Origin of the sequence: Steroidobacter sp. (assembly GCF_036402275.1) — a bacterium.
Taxonomy (GTDB): domain Bacteria; phylum Pseudomonadota; class Gammaproteobacteria; order Steroidobacterales; family Steroidobacteraceae; genus Steroidobacter.
The window spans coordinates 74,436-91,999 of sequence record NZ_DASWTF010000002.1 but is presented as its reverse complement, the minus strand read 5'-3'; the positions used below and the strand labels follow the sequence as shown (position 1 = coordinate 91,999).

Below are 17,564 nucleotides of genomic sequence, written 5' to 3'. Positions count from 1 at the left end.
GTCCGCCGATGAGATCGCTAATTACAAAGATCCTGTCCATCGCCGCCCTGACGATGTATCACTGCGCGCCGCAGGCGGAAGATATCGATTTGTTCGTCGGCAATCCCGCCGACTCGAACGGGTTGCCGAACGTGCTGTTCATCCTGGACAACACCGCCAACTGGTCGGCGGCTTTCCAGAGCGAGGTGGCGGCGTTGGCGAATACCTTCGCGGCCCTTCCCGAGAATCCCGACGGCACGGCGAGATTCAATATCGGTCTGATGTTCGCCGCGGAGACGGGCAGTGGCAACAACAGTGTGTCCGGCGGTTATATGCGAGCGGCCATACGCCCGATGACCGCGGACAACAAGCGCAAATACTCGGCCATGATAGCCGCGCTGGATGTCGGCACGGACAAGGGGAATGCCGGCGCTTCGAGTCTGGTGATGGCCGAGGCCTATCGATATCTTTCTGGGGGCGCGCCTTACGCCGGCAACAACAAAGCGAAAACGGACTTTACCGGCAATACCGGCGCGGACTGGTCGAGCAGCGCCACGACGCCGGCCTCGTTGGCGGCCATGCGGCAGATCTATGCACTGCCTGGCAATGCGCTGAGCTCCAAGGGCGCGACGACCTACAACTTCTCCGCCAGCTCTCGATGCGGCAGGAACTACATCGTCTATATCAGCAACGGCGCTCCTCAGGACAACAATCAGTTCATTTCGCAGTCGAACAGCCTGCTGGCCGCGGCGGGTGGAGATACGACTCAGATTCCGGTGTCGCCGACCGGCTCACAAACGAACGTCAGCGACGAATGGGCCCGCTTCATGCAGCAGGGCAGCCTCAGGGTGACGACCTACGCGATCGATGTGGACCCGAGCAGTTCCGGGCAGGGGCCGGGATGGAGCCGCGTGCTGTTCAGCATGTCCGAAGGCGTCGGCGGCGGTAGATATATCGGCGTCAGTTCCAGCGTCAACGCCGGCCAGGAGATCGCCAATGCCGTGACCCGCGTGCTCTCGGAGATCCAGGCCGTCAACAGCGTGTTCGCGTCGGTGAGCCTGCCAGTGAGCACCAACACCCAGGGCGCGCATGCGAATCAGGTGTTCATCGGAATGTTTCGTCCGCAGGCCGGCGCCTATCCGCGATGGGTGGGCAATCTGAAGCAATATCAACTCGGTTTCGTCAACGGCGTGCTGCGACTCGTGGATGCTGACCGGGTTACCGCGATCAACAATACGACCGGCTTCATCACCGAATGCGCGCGCAGCTTCTGGACACCCACCACGCCCGATAACTATTGGGCATTCAGTCCCGCGGGCGAGTGCATACCGCCGACGGGCTCGACGCCGACCTTGTATCGAGTGTCGAACTTCCCGGATGGCAACATCGTCGAGAAGGGCGCGCATGCGTTCAAGCTCCGCGGTAGCGCGGCGCGCACGCTGAGGACTTGTACGCCAGGTGCATGCTCCAGCCTCAGCAACTTCAACACCGCGAATTCGAACATTACTCAAGCACGCCTGGGCGCGGCGAGCACAACCGAGCGTGAGACCTTGATCGACTGGGCCAGCGGCGTCGACGTCGACGATGAGAATAGGGACACGGTCAGAACGACCATGCGTCCGTCCACGCACGGCGATGTCGTGCACTCGCGACCGATGGCGATCGACTTCGGCACGCCGTCGGCGCCCAAGGTCGTGGTGTTCTATGGCGGCAACGACGGCATATTCCGCGCCGTCAACGGCAATACCAGCGCCAGTATTGGAACAGTGCCTGCCGGCGGCGAACTGTGGGGATTCGTTCCGCCAGAGTTCTACTCGCACATCAAACGACTGCGCGACAACACCGCTCAGATCAGTTTCCCATATGTCACTTCCGTGGGCGCCGCTCCCAAGCCGTATGCGATCGACGGTCCCATCACTGCATTCACGGGCAGTTCCAGCACAGCAGTGTATGCGCCCATGCGGCGTGGGGGACGCGGTGTCTACGCGTTCGGCGTGTCGAACAGCGATCCTGCTACTGTCACGCTCAAGTGGCGCAAAGGTTGTCTCGACAATTTTCCCGTCACCGGCGTCGTGAGCGACAGCAACTGCGATTCGGGTCTGACCGGCATCGGGCAGACCTGGTCCGCAGCCAAGCCGATCAAGACCGCGGGCTACGCTGCTGGGGCTTCGCCTTTGATCGTCATGGGCGGCGGTTACGACACCTGCGAGGATCGCGACCCGCACACCTGCACGTCCGCCACTAAAGGAAACAAGATCTACGTGCTGGATGCGGACAGCGGCGCGCTGCTCAAGACTTTCGACACCGCTCGCGGGGTGATTGCGGATATCGCCATTGTTCCCGACCGCACGACGGGTCTCGCCAAGTACGCTTACGCAGTGGATCTCGGCGGCAATGTCTATCGAATCGACATCGGAACGGTGGTGCCGGCTTCATGGACCATCACCAGGATCGCCTCGCTCGGATGCAGCACCACGGACAGTTGCCCAAACAATCGCAAATTGATGTTCGTTCCGGACATCCTCGACGACAATGGCGAGTACGTGTTGCTGTTCGGCTCCGGCGATCGGGAGAAACCGCTGCGCACTTACACCGCGGCCAGCAGCGTGACCAATTATTTTTTCATGTTGCGGGACCGGCCGACCGACAGCACGTGGTTGTCGAGCGAAGCGAGCACCTGTGGCGCCGCCGTGCTCTGTCTCGATTCGCTGTGGCCCATCACCGGCAGCGCCGATCCATCGCCCGCCGACCTCGCGCTCAAAAAGGGATGGTACCTGGGGATGCGTCCGAGCGAGCAAGTCGTGACTTCGGCGCTCACCATTTTCGGTGCGGTGAGCTTCAGCACTCATACTCCCGACGTGGCCCCGCCCGGAGCGTGTACCAGCAGGCTGGGCACTGCGCGTGTGTATAACGTCTCTTATCTGAATGCAGCCCGACTGAATGGCAGGCTCGATCGCTCCGCACCGCTGCCGCCCGACACCGGTCTGCCGCCTTCGCCGGTCGCGGGCATGGTCGACATGGGCGATAGAACGGTGGCCTACTGCATTGGCTGTGGCGACAACTCCGCTATCGACGCCAAAGAGCCGCCGATACCGAGCACGTCGGCGCCGAGGCAGCCCAAAGGACGCGTGTACTGGTACATCCAGCGATGAGGAGCACGGCCATGCGACGCGCTCGACGCGGTTTCACATTGATCGAAGCGATGGTCGCGATCGCAGTGGTGCTGGTCCTGACGGCCATTGCGGTGCCATCCTTCAAAAATGCCTCGGCCGGTAGCGAACTGCGGTCCGCGGCCACCGATCTCGTGGCCAGTGCGCACCTGGCTCGCAGTGAAGCGATCAAGCGCAATACTCCGGTGACGATGTGTGTATCGTCGGACGGCGAGAACTGCGCAACGTCCGGCGGCTGGGAACAAGGTTGGATCGTCCGCGGCGATACGACGTTACGTCGTCAGGCTTCAGCCCAGCGAGGTTTGAGGATTACCGCGGGCGCCATCACCCGCGTGATCTTTCAGCCCACCGGCGTCGACGCTACTCCGGTCGCTTTCACCGTCTGTACCACCGCCGCTAGCGAAGCGCGCGTCGTCACCATCAACACGGCCGGACGAGCGGTGACGACCAAAGCGACCGCGAGCTGTTCTTGAGCGTTGTCATAAAAGTGTCGTGAATGGCCGCTATGGTTCCGCGCCTCCGGGAGGCAGGAAGTGGAACTGTTTGGAGCCGAGATCGACTGGCGACGCTTGATTCGCCACATTGCCCGGGTGACCCGTCACGCGGAAGCTGAAGATCTGGCGCACGTCGCCGTCGTTCGTACGCTCGAACGCGGCAGCGGCGATATCGCCAATCCCGAAGCATTTCTGGTGAAAGCCGCGGTCAACCAGGCTTGGGACGAGCATCGCAGGGCTCAACACCCCGCCGCGCCGGTGCCGTTCGACCCCGCTACTTTTTTTCTGCGCGATCCGGCGCCGCTGCCGGACGAGGCGCTCGAAGCACACGAGCGACTGGCGCGGGTTCGTGCAGGATTGAAGGAGCTGTCGCCTCGCACGCGCGAGGTGTTCCTGATGCATCGTTTCGATGGTTTGAAATACGTCGAGATCGCCGAGAAGCTGTCGATCAGCGTGAGCGCGGTCGAGAAACACATCGCTCGCGCCATGCAGTTTCTGGCGGAGTGGACCAAAGACTATTGATGCGCATGCCCCCAACGGTGCCACCCGATTATGCGGAAGCGGCCGCCTGGCTAGCACGATTGCGCGCCGAGCACCGAACGCGCGACGATGAAGCGCGCTTTCGTCAGTGGCTTGCGGCCGATCCCATGAACGCCGAACGCTTCGAGCATGTCGCGACGATCTGGGACGACATGGACGCGCTGCGCGACTTTCCTCGCAGTGAGCCTGCGCCGCGACGGCTCATTTCCAGACGAAAAATGCTGGCAGGATCGCTCGCGGTGTTCGGTGTGGGTGGCCTTGGGCTGCAGTGGTCTATCGCGACTGCGGGCGTTTACACGACGGCGCGAGGCGAGCAGCGCAGGCTCACGCTCGAAGATGGTTCGCGACTGTTGCTGAACACTGAAACGTCACTGAAGGTGCGCTTCGATTCCGAGCAGCGGCGCATCGAGCTTCGTCGCGGACAGGCTTTGTTCGAAGTGTCCTCCGATCCACGGCCGTTCTCCGTCAATGCCGGGGAGCACGATCTCACCGTCGCGCGCGGTCGCTTCGACATGCGGCGAGAGGAGGATGAGCTGTCGGTGCTTGCCATCGAGGGCGTGGCAACACTGGCCAAAGCTGACAATGCCGCCGTTCGAATCAGCGTGGGCGAGCGAGTTCGCGTCGATGCGGAACTCCATGTGGAGCACGATCGCCCGGACCTTAACGACATGCTGGCGTGGCAGTCGGGCCATGCCGCTTTCCGAGGAGAACCGCTGGCGCGGGTCGTCACCGAGATGAACCGTTACAGCGAACGCGAACTGGTGCTGATGGACGAGCGCGCGTCGGCGTTGCGCATCAGCGGCGTGTATCGAGTGGGCGACAACAGCGCGTTTGCCCGCTCATTGGCGCGGTTGCTGCCCATCCGGGTGGAAGAGTCCGATCGCGTGATTCGGATCCGCGCGCTGTAACAAAAGTTTCTTCTAAGCGGGGTGAGGGTAGCCCCCGATCGTTCGTCAATAACGCGCGACCAGCAGGTCGAGCAGAAAGAGCGATTGGGAGAAGCCATGTCCGTTGTCACGCCCCGCCGTAGCGATCGTCGCGATCGCCGCCGGAAACTTCGTCGTCACATCGTCGCCAACACGGTGGCCGCAGTACTGTTCGGCGCCGCTCTCGGCCCGGCTCACGCCCAGATGCAGGCCGTGTCCATCGCGACGGCAGCGCAGCCTCTCGCCAGCGCGCTCGAGCAGCTCGCGAAACAGACCAACACCAACATTCTGTTTCGACCCGACGAAGTCGAAGGTTACGAAGCGCCCGCGCTCAATGGAAACATGACGCCCCGACAAGCGGCGGAGCGCCTGCTCGCCGGCACGCCGTTGCGTATCACGCAAGACGAATCCGGCTCGTTGATCATTCGCCGTGACGCGGCGGGGGCGGACGGCGTGGAGGGCAGCGGTGGCGACGGTCTGTACATCGACGAAGTCGTCGTGACCGGCACGGCCGAGCGCATGTCGAAGTTTGAAACTTCGTATGCGGTGTCCACCATCGACGAAGAGCAGATTCAGCTGCTCGCGCCCCAGAGCACGGCCGATCTGATTGGCAAGCTGCCTGGCTTCTATGTCGAAGCCTCCGGCGGCGAATCCAACAACAACATCAGCCCGCGCGGCCTGCCGGGCTCGTTCGGCACGCGCTTCATCGCCATCGTGGAAGACGGCATGTTGTTCTTCCAGGATCCCAACGAGATCTATCTGAACGGCGACTCGTTCGCACGCAGCGACATCATGACCGAACGCGTCGAGGCCGTGCGCTCTGGCGCAGCGCCGATCTTCACGAGTAATGCGCCGGCCGGCGTCATCAACACCATCACGCGCAAAGGCGGCGACACTCCGGAAGGCGCGACGCGCCTCACCTGGCAGGATAGCGGCATGCAGCGCGTAGACGCGTATTCCTCGGGCCCGATGGGCAACGATTGGTACTACGCAGCCGGCGGCTTCATGCGCAGCCACGATGGCTATCGCGACCCCGGCTTTCCGACCGACGAGGGCGGCCAGTTCCGCCTGAATCTCACCAAGCGCTTCGATGGCGGCGAGGTCACGGCGTACGCCAAGTACATCGACGAGACGAACGTTTTCTATCTGCCCATTCCCCTCAAGGATCCGCGCGACGGCAGCTCGCTCGCCGATCTCATCGATCCGCTGGAGGGCACGATGATGTCCAACGCCAACCGGCATTACATCGTCAAGACGTTCACCGGCGACCAGACCGACTCCATTCAGCGCGACATCGCCGATGGGCGGCACGCCACGGTGTTCATGACCGGGCTCGATTTCACGCGCGATTTCGGTAATGGCTGGAATGTTTCCAACAAGCTGCGTTATCTCAACGCCAACGTGGATCTCGACGCGTTGTTCTCCACCACGCAGGCTTTCGATTATCAGAGCTATGCGCAAAGCAAGCTGGCTGCCGCGCGCGCCGCGTTCGGCCCCAACGTCGCGGCCTTGAACTACGTTCTCGCGAACGACCGCGGCGCGGGCAATAGTCGCATCGGCTGGGATCCGTCGGGCTCACGCGGCCTGGTGATCGAGCAGTCGTATCGTTATGTGCCGACCGAAGGCTCGACGGTCATCGACGAGCTGCAGGTCACCAAGGACATTGGCGATCACAGCCTCACGGCGGGTTTGAGCTATTCGCAAGCGGACTTGACCCATCAGCGCCTGCTGCAGGATTCGTTGAACGAAGTGGGCGGCCTTGCTCGCCGACTCGATCTGCTGGCGGTGGATGCCGCGGGCAACGTGCTCGGCTCCGTGACCGACGACGGCTTCCTTCGTTACGGTTCTTATTACATCGGCGGCACGGCTGATTCCGAGCGCTACGCGATCTATCTGGCCGATTCGTGGAAGGTCACGGATGCATTCACGCTCGACGCCGGCATCCGCAATGAATGGTACGACCAGACGGGCTTGCGCTGGCTCACCGAGACACGCAACTACGGCGATCCCACCACTATCGCCGACAACGCTCAGCAGGGTAACAGCGGTCGCACCGCCGTGTATCGGCAGAAGGACGATAACCTCGCCTGGACGCTCGGCGCGAACTACGAGTTCAACTCGGAGTACGCGATGTTCGGTCGTTTCACCAAGGCGTTCCGCAGTCGAAACCTCTGGGCTGCGGTGACCAACAACAACGCGCCAGATGACAAGATCACCGGCGCGGAAATCGGGCTCAAGTACAACACCCGCCCGCTGTCGATGTTCGCGACCGCTTTCTACAGCGACTTTGATCAGCTGTCCGTGCCGGGGCCCACAGTGAATCCGATCACCGGCGTAAACGAGAGCGCGACGTATTGGGGCAAGTTGAAGGTGTACGGCATCGAAACCGAAATGGCGTGGCGACCGTTCCGTGCGTTCGAGTTGGCGGGCAATGTGACCTGGCAGCGACCGCGGCAGCGTGAGCTCCAGGAGCAGACCTACGGCAACCTCGGCGACCAGTTCAACGGCAAGTTGCCGGCGCGCGTGCCTGAGTGGATCGCGCGTTTGACCCCGACGGTATTCTTCGACATCGGCGCGGTGCCGACCACGCTGTATGCAAACGTTTCGTACGCCGGTCGTCGTTACGTCGACGCGCTGAACTCGACCGAATTGCCCGATTACACGACGGTCGATCTCGGCGCGACGGCTAAAATCGGCGATGTGCACCTGCAGGCCGTTGTCACCAACCTGACTAACGAGGAGGGCGTCACCGAAGGCAATCCGCGCGTCGACGGGCTCACCGGTCAAGGAACCGACGAAGTGATCTTCGGTCGTCCTATCTTCGGCAGGACGTTGCGCCTGGTGGCCACCTGGGACTTCTGAGGAAAGGCATGCGCATCACGCGTCGCGCGCTCGTCGCAGGTCTGGGTCTTTCGGGGGCGGCATTGCTGTCGCCCCCGAGGCTTCGGGCGCAAGGGTTCGATGTCACGCCGTTTCAGCTCGGCGTTGCCTCGGGCGATCCGTCGCCCGATGGCTTTGTGATATGGACCCGGCTTGCGCCGTCACCGCTTGAACCGCATGGTGGCATGCCGGCGCGCCCGGTTGATGTTGCTTGGGAAGTTGCGAGCGATGAGAGGTTTCGCGACGTTGTGGCACGCGGAACTGCCGTCGCTCATCCGATGCTCGCTCACAGCGTCCACGTCGAAGTATCAGGGCTCGCGGCGGATCGATCTTATTGGTATCGCTTCTCTGCGTTCGGCGAGCGTAGTTACGTTGGCCGCAGTCGCACGACGCCGGTAGCTGGCGCTCCCGTCAGATCGCTCCGATTTGGCGTCGCCGGCTGCCATCACTATGAAGAGGGATATTTCCACGCGTTCCGCGCGCTCGCGGAGGCGGACCTCGATTTCTTGTTCCACTACGGCGATTACATCTACGAATATCCGACCGCGCCGCCGCTCAGAATATTGAGGGAAGTGCCTTTCTCGCCGGTTCGTCTGCATCTCGGCGGTGAGACGTTCAGTCTCGACGATTATCGGCAGCGTTACGCTCAGTATCGAACGGATCCGGACTTGCAGCGGGCGCATGCCGCCACGCCCTGGTTCGTCACATTTGACGATCACGAAATTTCAAACAATTGGGCGGCCGATCGGGATGAGAAGGGCACGGCGCCCGAGATTTTCGCGCTGCGCCGAACTGCGGCGTTTCAGGCATGGTACGAACACATGCCGGTGCGCAGATCGAGCTTTCCAGGTCGCGATGGCGTGCGCATGTATCGCGGCACGAGTTGGGGCGATCTCGTCAGCGCCAACTTTCTCGATACACGCCAGTACCGCTCCGACCAGGCATGCGGCGACGGCGACAAAGTGTTATGCCGCGAAGCTCGCGCGCCGGAGCGCACCATGCTCGGCACGGAACAGGAGCGATGGCTGATCGACCGCCTGAGTCGGTCCACCGCTCGGTGGAACTTGATTGCTCAGCAAGTACTGATGATGGATCTCGATTTGTCTCGTTCTGAAGCAGTGACTCAACGCCTCACCAGCATGGACACGTGGGGCGGCTACCCGGCGGCGCGAGAGCGGCTGTTCGGCGTCCTGCAAGAACGAAAGATAGCCAACACCGTGGTGTTGAGCGGAGACGCTCATCAACATTTCGCTGGAGACGTGCTGCGTACTCCGGATGGCGCTCCCGTAGCTGCGGAGTTTCTCGTTTCCTCCGCGACCTCCGGGGGCGACGGTCTGGGCGCGTTTCCTGGCAATGCCGAAATCCTTCGGCGCAACCCATCGCTTCGCATGCTGGAGGATCGGCGCGGCTATGGCATTTGCAACGTCACGCATGAGAGCTGGACGACGGAGCTGATCTCGCTCAGTCACGTGATTTCCACGCAAACGCCATCGAGTCGCGTCGCTCAGTTCATGGTGGAGCCGGGCCGGCCAGGCATCGCGCAGCAGAGTTGAGCGGGGTGGCCCGAGCGCGCGTGCGACCCAGTGCCTGTTTGGGGTTTCCGGCCCGCGTTATACGCCTTCTTTTGCTCCTGGGAAGGTTCGATGTCCGTCTCGGCAGTTAAGGGAATCAAGTTAGCCGCGATGCTGTTGGCGGTTGCACTGGCCATGGCGGCATTGGCTCCCCGCTCGACCGCTACACCTCGCTCGGCTTGTTTCTAGGCGGCTGCGCTCTGCTAGTCATCACGCTGCTGTGGTATCGCCAGGTGATGCCGGCGGCCGAGGCTCGCGAAGAGGACCGTCTGGCCGAGCAGTTTATCGCCCTGAAACAGCAGCTCAGCGCCATGGGCGAGCCCATCGTCCTGAAAGGCGCCAGTGGCGTCGCTGTGCTCCTGGTTGCCGCCGCCGGGTTGGTAGTGTCCGGACAGGTGGCGTTCATGGATCCAGCCACCGACACGATCGTCATGTTCGCCTGCTTCGTGTTCGGCGCCGCGATCCTTGCGCTGTTTGTTGGGCCGGATGTCGGCAAGCCGCCGCTTACGATCCGATGGGACGGCCTCAGCATGCCTGTTTACGGGTTCCTGCGTTGGGACGAGATCGATTCCATCGGCCTGCAAAGCCATACCTACCGTGGAGTCACGACGCATTCGCTCGATCTCTATGTGCCGCAGCTCAAAGAGCGAGAGAGCAAGTTGCATCCTTTGCTCAGAGTGTCGCGCTATCTGCTGGCCCGGCGCAGTCCCAACTTCATCCTGGTCCATCTGAAATTTACCAAGCTCCCCGCGACGCTCGTCTACCAACTCTGCTACGACGTTTGGAAGGCGCGCACCGGCAGGGCCCGCGCGTGGACCGCGACGATGTCGGAGGAGGAGATCGAACGTGCACGGCGCTCCGAAGCGCAGTTCGAGGGACTGAAGCGACTCGAGTCGGAAGCCGATCTCGCCAAGGAGAGAAAGTTGCTCGACGAGGTCAACAAGCACTTCGACGATCCCTCGATGCGACAGCGAGCCGGACAACGACTCAGCCCCGAAACCATCGCGCGAACACAGGCGCTGATTTTCGATCTGGGCAGGCTCGGCTCAGGGGATCCCGCGGCAAGGCACAGGCTGGTCGAGAAACACGCCAACGCATACGCCCGCGACAGGGGCACGACGATCGCCATCGTCGTCGTGGTGCTCGTGGCGCTGGTGGTTACAGCGCTGACATTGACGAGCTAAGCCACCGGCTCGACGCGCGCAACGGACGTGCGATGCATCCGGCCACGGACATGGCCCTGGCTAGTGCTTCAGCGCCGCCCAATCCAGATTGAACCGCGCCAGGTACTTTTTCAGTCGATCACTGTCGTTCACGGCGCGGCGACGGGTGCGCGACGCTGCAAACAGTTTTCGCCCCGCTTCCGCCATCGTCGCGCACGAACGGCACATCTCGATGACGACATCGAGCTGCAGTCGATCGAACAGGTCGATCTCTGCAAGGGCTTTCGCCGGTAACAGTGACTCGAGATTGCTTTGTGAAGGCTTCGGTCGCCACGTGCTCTGCAGCCGCTCGATTTCATCTTCGACGACGTCAGTGGTGATGCGACCGCCTTCGGCGAGTGTAGCCATGCGCATGATGGAGGCGGAGAGCTCCCGGAAGTTGCCGCTCCAGACCGCGGCGGGGGAGGTTGCAAAGCGCTGATACTCTTTACGCGCTTCGGCGTTGAAGCGCACGGTGACGTCATTGTCCCGCGCGAACCTGTCGAGCTCATAGTCGATGTTCGGCTCGACATCCTCGCGGCGGTCGCGGAGCGCCGGCAACTCGAATACCCAAAGATTGATACGCGCCAGCAGGTCGTCGCGAAACTTGCCCTCGGCAACGGCCAACCGCAGATCGCGGTTGGTGCCGGCGATCAACTGAAAGTCGCTCTCGACTTCTTTGTCCGATCCCATCGGCGAGAAGCGCTTTTCCTCGATCGCTTTGAGCAGCATGGTCTGCTCGTCGATGCCGAGCTCGCCGATTTCATCGAGGAAGACCACGCCGCCGTGCGCTTTACGAAGCAGGCCGGCGCGATCGCTCAGCGCCCCGGTGAACGCGCCCTTCACATGCCCGAACAGCGTGGAGAGCGCGGCATCTCCACGCAGAGTCGCGCAGTTCACTTCCACGAATTCACCCTGGATCTGATGGCGCGACTTCTTCAGCTCGTAGATCCGGCGCGCCAGCGTCGATTTGCCGGCGCCGGTGGGGCCATTGAGCATCAGCGGTGCTTTGGAACGCACGGCCACGCGTTCGATGCGCGCGATCATCTGGTTGAAAGCCGCGTTGCGCGTCTTGATGCCGGACTTCAGAAATTCGGTGCTCTCCTGTTTTTCGCGGGCGAAGCGAGCGCCGATCTGGTTGTAACGCGACAGATCCAGATCGATGAGGGAGTAAGCGCCGGCGTCCCCCGAGCCCTGCTTACGAGGCGGGGATGTCTGCAGCAGCACGGCCGGGAAGTATCGCGCTTCGGTCAATAGAAACATACAGATCTGCGCGACGTGCGTGCCGGTGGTGATGTGGATGAGATAACGCTCGCGCTCGAGGTCGAATGGATACTGGCGTGCGAATTCGTGAAGGCAGCCGTAGACCTCCTGAAAGTCCCACGGATTGGCGGGATCGCAAACGTGCAGGTTCACCTTGGTTTCCGGTGACACGGAGGCGATGTCCGTTCGCAATTGTTCCGCCAGCCGTATGTGTCCGCGGGAATGAAGCATCTCGAAGCGGTCGATGACGAGATCGTCGTGCTGGCAGATCGACACGCTGGGCCGCCACTTCTCCCAGCGGCCGGGGCCGCCGCCGCTGTCCAGAATCGATCCCAGGAACCCGATGACTACGGTTTTCATGCTCTATCCAATAAGCAAAGAAGCTCGCTTAAAAGATAGCATTTCGCCCATCGCGCCGCTCGGCTGAAACCTCGGCCGATGCTGCCGACCAGGTAAATGCATAGCTGCGTCAGTGACTTACGAAGAATCAGCCAGCCGGGATGCTGCATGGCACAGCCAGTGCAATCTCTATCCCCGAGCAAGCAAACACACACAGAACGGGCGGCGCCATCGGGGCGCCGCGGCTCGCGACGGACAGATCAGAGAAAGGAGCAACGACCATGGCCAACAAGCAGCTTTTCCAAGCAACGCGCGGCGAGTTCGCCCCGGCGGCGACGGCCACGAACAGCGAGGGCGCACCGGCGTACCGCTATTCGCCCAAGCATCTCCTGGCTCAGTACGCCGTGACCGGCTGCCTGAACAACACGTTTTATGCCGCCGGTGCGGATCAACTCGAGACCGTGCTGAAGCTGAGCAAGGAGCTCGATGCGGAGTTCATTGCGAAGGCCGCGGTCTATGCCCGTGAAAACGCGTCGATGAAGGATATGCCGGCGCTGCTGTTGGCGGTCTTGTCGATCAAGAGCCCGGACTCTCTGCGTCGCGTGTTCGATCGCGTGGTCGACAACGGCCGCATGCTTCGTAACTTCGTGCAGATCGTTCGTAGCGGCGCGGTGGGCCGTAAGTCGCTCGGCTCGGCGCCGAAGGCGCTGGTGCAGAAGTGGTTGAGCTCGGCTGGCGAGCGGCGCTTGATCGAGGCCGCGGTCGGAAGCGATCCGTCGCTGGCCGATATCGTGCGGATGGTGCATCCGAAGCCGAACGATCCGGTGCGCGAAGCGTTTTATGCCTGGTTGCTGGGTAAGCCGTACGCGGTGGAAGCCCTGCCCCAGAAGCTGCAGGAGTACGTCGTGTATAAGTTCGACCGTTCCCAGGATTTTCCCGATGTTCCGTTCCAGATGCTGACGGCCCTGGGATTGAAGCGGGAGGAGTGGGCGATGGTCGCGCGCCGTGGCAACTGGCATATGGTGCGGATGAACTTGAACACGTTTGCCCGTCACGGAGTGTTCGAGATCGAGGGCATGGCGCAGGTGGTCGCGGACAAGCTGCGGGATCGCGTCGCCATCGAGAAGGCTCGGGTGCTGCCGTATCAGTTGATGGCGGCGTATCGCGCGACCGGACCGGACATTCCGGCGGAAGTGCGGGACGCGTTACAGGACGCGATGGAAATTGCGTTGACGAACATCGGTTCGTTCGGTGGTCGGGTAGTGGTATGCCCGGACGTGTCGGGCTCGATGGCTTCCGCGGTGACGGGAACGCGGCGTGGCGCGACGAGCACGGTCCGTTGTATCGATGTCGCTGGTCTGGTTGCGGCGGCTGTGGCGCGGACGAACAAGAACGCGCTCGTGCTGCCGTTCGAGAACAACGTCCGCGAGATCGCGTTGAACATGCGTGACTCGGTGATGACGAATGCCGAGAAGCTGGCATCGATCGGCGGGGGCGGAACGAACTGCAGCGCGCCGCTGAAGTGGCTGAATGCGCGGCAGGAGAAGGCCGACCTCGTGATCTATGTTTCGGACAATCAGTCGTGGGTCGACGCCGGCAAGGCGGGCCCCACGGAGATGATGCGGCAGTGGGGCGCTTTCAAGGCCCGTAACGGCCAGGCGAAGTTGGTGTGCATCGACATCCAGCCGCTGGGAACGTCTCAGACGGCCGAGCGCGGCGATGTGTTGAACGTCGGCGGCTTCTCGGATGAGGTGTTCAACGTGGTGAACGCGTTTGCCGCGGGCCAGCTGGCGCCGGGTCACTGGGTGGACAAGATCGAGGAAGTATTGATTTAAAGGTTTGGTGCGGCCGGGAATGCGTCTGTGACTACATCGCTTGGGTCGAAAAAGTCACCGACAACTCTGGGCCCGGTCGCACCCGGTTTCGGCGCCGACGAATGCTGATGGAACTACATCGCTTTTAACGACGAGGTCGCGGGTTCGAGTCCCGTCCGCTCCAACATCGATGGGGCGGTAGCTCAGGGGTAGAGCACGGGTTTCATCCCCTTTTGTCGTCGGCGCCGGGATCGTCTGTTTTTTGGGTCGAAAGCGGCCGAGGCCCTTTCGACATGAATGTGGAGAAGGACATGAGCGAGAACAATCACGAAACCATGAACGTGCCGGGCGGCGCCCACGTGAAGATGTGGACGCGCGGCGTGCCGGTGGAGGACGAAGCGAAGACGCAGCTGCAGAAGACGGCGCGCGTGCCCTTCATCTTTCATCACATCGCGGTGATGCCGGACGTGCACGTCGGCAAGGGTTCGACGGTTGGCAGCGTGATTCCGACGCTGCAGGCCGTGATTCCCGCGGCTGTGGGTGTCGACATTGGCTGCGGAATGATCGCGGCCAAGACGACGCTGCGCGCGTCCGATCTGCCGGACAACTTGAGCGGTGTGCGTGCCGCCATCGAGCGAGCTGTGCCGCACGGACGTTCGCCGGGTAAACGTGACAAAGGTTCTTGGGGCGATCGTGCTCCCGACAATGTCGATGACGCGTGGTCGAAGCTCGATGCAGGCTTCAAACGAATCACGGACAAATACCCGCATCTGGCGAACACCAACAACCGTGTGCACCTCGGAACGCTCGGCACCGGCAATCATTTCGTCGAGGTCTGCCTCGACGAAGACCAGGCGGTGTGGTTCATGCTCCATAGCGGTTCGCGCGGTGTCGGTAACGCGATCGGTTCGCACTTCATCGAGCTGGCGCGTGAGGACATGCGGCATTGGATGATCAATCTGCCCGATCAGGACCTGGCGTACTTTCCCGAGGGAACGCAGCACTTCGATGACTATGTCGAGGCGGTGGAGTGGGCGCAGAACTTCGCGCGGCTCAACCGCGAGGTGATGATGCAGAATGTGATCGCGGCCGTGCGTCGGATGATTCCGAAGCCGTTCGAAAGTCATATCGAGGCGGTGAACTGTCACCACAACTATGTGAGCCGCGAACGGCACTTCGGTAAGGACATTCTCGTGACTCGTAAGGGAGCCGTGAGCGCCCGCAAGGGCGAGCTCGGCATCATTCCGGGCAGCATGGGAGCGCGTTCGTACATCGTCCGCGGTCTCGGCAACGAGGACAGCTTCAATAGCTGCAGCCACGGCGCCGGCCGGAAGATGTCACGTACCGAAGCCCGGAAGCGCTTCACGGTGGAAGAGCATCGTGCGGCGACGGCCGGTGTCGAGTGTCGAAAGGATAAGGATGTGATCGACGAGACGCCGGCGGCTTATAAGGATATCGATGCGGTCATGAACGCACAGCGTGACCTGGTCGAAGTGGTCCATACCTTGAAACAGGTCGTGTGCGTAAAGGGATGAAGATGATCGAGATCGATGGTTCGCAGGGCGAGGGCGGCGGGCAGATTTTGCGCTCGTCGCTCTCGCTTGCCATTTGCACCCAGCAGCCGTTCCGGATCGTGAACATTCGCGCCAATCGCGATAAGCCGGGACTGTTACGGCAACATCTCACCGCGGTGAAAGCCGCGGCGGAGATTTGCGATGCCGTGGTCGTCGGCGACGAGATCGGTAGCCGTGAGCTGACTTTCAAGCCGGGCAGGCTGAAAGGCGGCAGCTATTCTTTTGCGATCGGCACGGCCGGCAGCTCGACGCTCGTCCTGCAGACCGTGCTGCCGCCGCTGCTGACGGCGGCGGAGGAAAGCGTCGTTCGCATCACGGGTGGAACTCACAACCGCGGCTCGCCGCCGTTCGACTTTTTGCAGCGGGCCTTCCTGCCGCTCGTCGCTCGCATGGGCGCTCGGGTGGAGCTGGAGTTGCGCCGATATGGTTTCTATCCCCGGGGTGGGGGAGAGATCGTCGCCCGGATCACGCCCTCCGCTCTATCCGAGCTGACGTTGACCGAGCGTGGCGAGCAAGTGGGCGCCTATGCGGAGGCGTATGTGGCGGCGTTGCCGATCCATATCGGGCAGCGTGAGCTGGAAGTGATCGGCAAGCGCCTGCACTGGTCGCAGGATCAACTGTTTATTCGCGGCCTGTCGAATGACATGGGGCCGGGCAATGCCGTGACTATCACTGTGGAGCATGCGAACGTCACTGAAGTGTTCACCGGCTTCGGTGAGCGCGGCGTTCGTTCGGAGGATGTGGCGTCCGGCGCGGTCGACGAAGCACGCGGATACTTGGGCTCCGAGGCTGCCGTGGGTGAACACTTGGCGGATCAGTTGCTATTGCCGATGGCGCTGGGCCAGGGCGGATCGTTCACGACCAGCGTCGTCACCGAGCACCTGAGATCGAACGCCACCATCATCGAAACATTCATGCCCAAGCGCGTGCTCGTCAGCGAGTCGGGCGGCGCCTTCGTCGTGCGCGTGAGCTAATCTCCCGCTCGGGGGACGAGCGCAACGACGCGCACCGGTCCGCCGGAGCCACCCCGGATGTTCATGGGCAGGGCGATGATGTTGAAGCCGGTTTCGGGCAGTTCTTCGAGGCGCGTTAGATTCTCGAGTCCGGCGGCGTCGACCGCCGCCGCGACTCGATGGACGATGAAGTCCTTCGAGCGACCGTAATCGATGGAAGCGGTATCGACGCCGAGCATTTTCACGCCGCGTTGTTCGACCAGCAGTCGGGCCGCTTCCTCGCCGTAGCTCGGGAAGTCGAGCCCACTGGCGTCCTCGCGCGACTCGCTACCGAGATACTGTTTCCGGTCGGGCCAGTAACGACTCCAGCCGGTCTGCAGCAGCACGATGGTTCCCGGGCGGATCTTTCCATGCCGTTGCTCGAATCCGAGCACGTCCTGCACACGAAGCCGGTAGCTCTTGTTCTCTTTGGCCTGCTCGCGCACATCGATCCGTACCGCGGGGGCGATGAGTTGTTCCAGGCCGAGCTGCTCCACCGATTTCTTGCCGCGAGCAAAATGAATGGGCGCATCGAGATGCGTGCCGCCATGCTCCGGGGTGCAGAAACGATTGGCTGAATAGAAGTAACCGCCGGGCGTGTCGCCACGGGCGAGCTGCTGGAGCTCGAACTTATCCGCCGGGCGTGATGGCCAGTAGAGCGTTTCCTCCCCATACGGATGAGTGAGGTCCACCAGGCGATACTTTGTAACATCGAACGCCGCTGCGTGAGTCGAGGCGAGGCAGACGGCCCAGATCAGTCGAACGCACAGTCGGGTACTCATGGCGGCGATCCTCATTTAGGGCTGCCAATCGAACGTTT

Annotated in this window: 12 protein-coding genes; 10 read left to right on the top strand and 2 right to left on the bottom strand. The window is 62.2% G+C overall.

The window, feature by feature from the left end:
* Window positions 1–8 precede the first annotated feature (8 nt).
* The 7 genes from VGD45_RS00530 to VGD45_RS00500 all read left to right on the top strand — a co-directional run bounded on the left by VGD45_RS00530 (window position 9) and on the right by VGD45_RS00500 (window position 10,744).
* Window positions 9–3,131, top strand: coding sequence for a pilus assembly protein (locus tag VGD45_RS00530; RefSeq protein WP_331153303.1), 3,123 nt, complete (start codon window positions 9–11; stop codon window positions 3,129–3,131).
* An 11-nt stretch (window positions 3,132–3,142) separates the two neighbouring features.
* The gene (locus VGD45_RS00525; protein WP_331153302.1) at window positions 3,143–3,622 is read left to right on the top strand and encodes a GspH/FimT family pseudopilin; all 480 of its coding nucleotides are present in this window, start codon (window positions 3,143–3,145) and stop codon (window positions 3,620–3,622) included.
* Window positions 3,623–3,682: 60 nt separating this feature from the next.
* Window positions 3,683–4,165 carry an RNA polymerase sigma factor gene (locus VGD45_RS00520; protein WP_331153301.1) on the top strand — a complete coding sequence of 161 codons (483 nt, stop codon included), beginning with the start codon at window positions 3,683–3,685 and terminating at the stop codon, window positions 4,163–4,165.
* Window positions 4,165–5,091: a FecR family protein gene (locus VGD45_RS00515; protein ID WP_331153300.1), complete on the top strand. Its 927-nt coding sequence runs from the start codon at window positions 4,165–4,167 to the stop codon at window positions 5,089–5,091. The genes VGD45_RS00520 and VGD45_RS00515 overlap by 1 nt, the downstream gene beginning before the upstream one ends.
* A gap of 96 nt (window positions 5,092–5,187) precedes the next feature.
* Window positions 5,188–7,971: a TonB-dependent receptor gene (locus VGD45_RS00510; RefSeq protein ID WP_331153299.1), complete on the top strand. Its 2,784-nt coding sequence runs from the start codon at window positions 5,188–5,190 to the stop codon at window positions 7,969–7,971.
* An 8-nt stretch (window positions 7,972–7,979) separates the two neighbouring features.
* A complete protein-coding gene (locus VGD45_RS00505) occupies window positions 7,980–9,542 on the top strand; it encodes an alkaline phosphatase D family protein (protein WP_331153298.1) in 1,563 nt (520 codons plus the stop codon).
* 197 nt (window positions 9,543–9,739) lie between these two features.
* The gene (locus tag VGD45_RS00500) at window positions 9,740–10,744 is read left to right on the top strand and encodes a hypothetical protein (RefSeq protein WP_331153297.1); all 1,005 of its coding nucleotides are present in this window, start codon (window positions 9,740–9,742) and stop codon (window positions 10,742–10,744) included.
* A gap of 60 nt (window positions 10,745–10,804) precedes the next feature.
* Here VGD45_RS00500 and rtcR read toward each other — a convergent pair whose 3' ends face one another.
* Complete coding sequence (rtcR, locus tag VGD45_RS00495) at window positions 10,805–12,385, bottom strand: RNA repair transcriptional activator RtcR (RefSeq protein WP_331153296.1); 1,581 nt, start codon at window positions 12,383–12,385, stop codon at window positions 10,805–10,807.
* 260 nt (window positions 12,386–12,645) lie between these two features.
* Here rtcR and VGD45_RS00490 point away from each other — a divergent pair, with 260 nt between their 5' ends.
* The 3 genes from VGD45_RS00490 to rtcA all read left to right on the top strand — a co-directional run bounded on the left by VGD45_RS00490 (window position 12,646) and on the right by rtcA (window position 16,726).
* On the top strand, window positions 12,646–14,199 hold the full coding sequence (locus tag VGD45_RS00490; protein ID WP_331153295.1) for a hypothetical protein: 1,554 nt from the start codon (window positions 12,646–12,648) through the stop codon (window positions 14,197–14,199).
* A 290-nt stretch (window positions 14,200–14,489) separates the two neighbouring features.
* Window positions 14,490–15,713: an RtcB family protein gene (locus VGD45_RS00485; protein WP_331153294.1), complete on the top strand. Its 1,224-nt coding sequence runs from the start codon at window positions 14,490–14,492 to the stop codon at window positions 15,711–15,713.
* A 2-nt stretch (window positions 15,714–15,715) separates the two neighbouring features.
* Entirely contained in the window at window positions 15,716–16,726 is a 1,011-nt protein-coding gene (gene rtcA / locus VGD45_RS00480; RefSeq protein ID WP_331153293.1) for an RNA 3'-terminal phosphate cyclase, read from the top strand.
* Here rtcA and VGD45_RS00475 read toward each other — a convergent pair.
* Window positions 16,723–17,526, bottom strand: coding sequence for a cyclase family protein (locus VGD45_RS00475; protein ID WP_331153292.1), 804 nt, complete (start codon window positions 17,524–17,526; stop codon window positions 16,723–16,725). The genes rtcA and VGD45_RS00475 overlap by 4 nt on opposite strands.
* Window positions 17,527–17,564: the final 38 nt, after the last annotated feature.

Coding starts and splice junctions, on each gene's coding strand:
- VGD45_RS00530 (WP_331153303.1), top strand. CDS start 9: ATGAGATCGCTAATTACAAAGATCCTGTCCATCGCCGCCCTGACGATG.
- VGD45_RS00525 (WP_331153302.1), top strand. CDS start 3,143: ATGCGACGCGCTCGACGCGGTTTCACATTGATCGAAGCGATGGTCGCG.
- VGD45_RS00515 (WP_331153300.1), top strand. CDS start 4,165: ATGCGCATGCCCCCAACGGTGCCACCCGATTATGCGGAAGCGGCCGCC.
- VGD45_RS00510 (WP_331153299.1), top strand. CDS start 5,188: ATGTCCGTTGTCACGCCCCGCCGTAGCGATCGTCGCGATCGCCGCCGG.
- VGD45_RS00505 (WP_331153298.1), top strand. CDS start 7,980: ATGCGCATCACGCGTCGCGCGCTCGTCGCAGGTCTGGGTCTTTCGGGG.
- rtcR (WP_331153296.1), bottom strand. CDS start 12,385: ATGAAAACCGTAGTCATCGGGTTCCTGGGATCGATTCTGGACAGCGGC.
- VGD45_RS00490 (WP_331153295.1), top strand. CDS start 12,646: ATGGCCAACAAGCAGCTTTTCCAAGCAACGCGCGGCGAGTTCGCCCCG.
- VGD45_RS00485 (WP_331153294.1), top strand. CDS start 14,490: ATGAGCGAGAACAATCACGAAACCATGAACGTGCCGGGCGGCGCCCAC.
- rtcA (WP_331153293.1), top strand. CDS start 15,716: ATGATCGAGATCGATGGTTCGCAGGGCGAGGGCGGCGGGCAGATTTTG.
- VGD45_RS00475 (WP_331153292.1), bottom strand. CDS start 17,526: ATGAGTACCCGACTGTGCGTTCGACTGATCTGGGCCGTCTGCCTCGCC.